We start from the raw sequence: 2,095 nt of genomic DNA, 5'->3' as shown, positions 1-2,095 counted from the left end.
AGCGCGCCGTGGGCGGCGAGGCCGTCGAGCTCGAAGTCGCGCAGGATGATCGAGAGGTCGGCCGCGGCGGAGGTGCCGGACATCTGGTAGATGTGCCAGAAGCCCTGGCGGCCGGAGGTGGTCTCCGGGGTGAGCGTGGCCTGCGGGAGGGTGTCGACGATCTTCGCGGCGAGATGCAGCGCGTTGACGAGCTTGCCCCTGGCGACGCCGGGGTGGACCGAGACGCCCTCGATGTGGATGACGGCCTTGTCGGCCGAGAAGCTCTCGTAGACGATCTCGCCGCGCTCGGCGCCGTCGAGGGTGTAGGCGATGTCGGCGGCGAGGTCGCGCGGGAGGTCGGCGTGGACGCCGCGGCCGATCTCCTCGTCCGGGGTGAAGGCGATGCGGATCGGCCCGTGCGCGATCTCCGGGTGGGCGAGGAGGTGGCGGGCAAGCGTCATGATGATGGCGACGCCGGCCTTGTCGTCGGCGCCGAGGAGCGTGGTGCCGCTGGCGGTGACGATGTCGTCGCCCCGGCGCTCGGCGAGGTAGGGGGAGGTCTCGGGGGAGAGGGTGAGCGCCGGGTCGTCGGGGAAGGTGATGGTGCCGCCGTCGTATGCGCGGATCACCCGGGGGCGGACGCCGGTCGCGTTGAACTGCGGCGCGGTGTCGACGTGGGCGAGGAAGGCGATGGTGGGGGCGGGCGCGCTGCCCGGAATGGTGGCGAGGACGGTGCCGTAGGGGGTGAGGCGGGGGGCCTCGGCACCCATCCCGGCGAGCTCGTCGCGGAGTAGCCGGAGGAGATCGAACTGCCGTTCGGTCGAGGGCGAACTCGACGAGGTCTCGTCGCTCTGGGTGTCGATGGCCGCGTAGCGGATGAGCCGCTCCTCGGTCTCGCGCGCGAAGCCGTCCGTCGCCATCCGCCCCTCCTCAACCTTGCGAGGGGCAGATGGTCCCGGCGGGCGGGCTCATGTCAAGCCGCGTCGGCCTCGGCGCGGGCGCGGGTCCGGCTGCGCCGGCGCGGCGCGGGAGCGGCTTCGGGAGCGGGCTCTGCCGCCTCGGTCGGAGCGGCGGCCTCCTCGGTCGGAGCGGCGGCCTCCTCGGGCACTTCCTCGGTCGTATCCTCTTCGGCCTCGGCGGTGCCGATGCGGAAGTCGCGCAGCAGGAAGGCCGGGACGTGGTCGCCCATGCCGGCGACCGGCGCGCTGCGGCCGGCGCGCGGCTGGCGCGGCGCGGCGGCGGCGGGCTCCTCCGCCGGGGCCCGCTCGGGGCGGGGCTCGGGACGCGGTTCGCTGCGCGGCTCGGCACGGCTCTCCGCGCGGCCCTCGCTGCGCGAGCGGCGGCCGCGGCCGCGCTCTTCGCGCTCGGGGCGCTCGGGACGGCCGCGGGTGGACTTGCGCGCGCTGGGGGAGAAGCTGTCGTCGGCGCCGAGCGGGCTCTCCATCACCGGGATCTGCTTCTTCACCAGCTCCTCGATCTTCGCGAGATACTTGTCCTCGAAGGGGAGGCAGAGGGTGAGGGACTTGCCGGAGCGTCCGGCGCGGCCGGTGCGGCCGATGCGGTGGACATAGTCCTCGGAGTGGATCGGCACGTCGAAGTTGAAGATGTGGCTGACGTTCGGGATGTCGAGCCCGCGGGCGGCCACGTCGGAGGCGATCAGCAGCTTGAGCTCGCCGTCGCGGAAGCGCTGCAGGATCGCCATGCGGAGCTTCTGGTCGAGGTCGCCGTGCATCGCCTCGGCGTCGAAGCCGTGGCGCTTGAGCGATTTTGCCACGATGTCGACGTCGCGCTTGCGGTTGCAGAAGATGATGCCGTTGGTCAGGCTCTCGCCCTCGGCGCGGATCAGGCGGCGGAGCACCTCGCGCTTCTCGGCCTCGGCGGTGTCCTTGCGGCGCGGCGCGTGGTGGACGACGAACTGGTCGATCGTCTCGGAGGTCGTCGCCTGGCGGGCGACCTCGACGCGCACCGGGTTGTGCAGGAAGGCGTCGGTGATGCGGGTGATCTCGGGCGCCATGGTCGCGGAGAAGAAGAGGGTCTGCCGGGTGAAGGGGACGAGCTTGAAGATGCGCTCGATGTCGGGGATGAAGCCCATGTCGAGCATGCGGTCGGCCTCGTC

Annotated in this window: 2 protein-coding genes; both read right to left on the bottom strand. The window is 72.5% G+C overall.

What is annotated here, in order from left to right; translation table 11 throughout:
- Nucleotides 1-899 (bottom strand): peptidase T (gene pepT, locus Q0112_RS09400; protein WP_297974378.1); only part of this gene is annotated, 899 nt, incomplete at its 3' end.
- 53 nt (nt 900-952) lie between these two features.
- A partial coding sequence (locus Q0112_RS09395) for a DEAD/DEAH box helicase (protein WP_297974375.1) occupies nt 953-2,095 on the bottom strand: 1,143 nt, incomplete at its 5' end.

It is taken from the genome of uncultured Amaricoccus sp., from assembly GCF_937858865.1.
In the GTDB taxonomy this organism is placed as follows: domain Bacteria; phylum Pseudomonadota; class Alphaproteobacteria; order Rhodobacterales; family Rhodobacteraceae; genus Amaricoccus.
The sequence above is the reverse complement of the archived record's forward strand: the minus strand, read 5'-3'. Positions and strand labels throughout refer to the sequence as shown.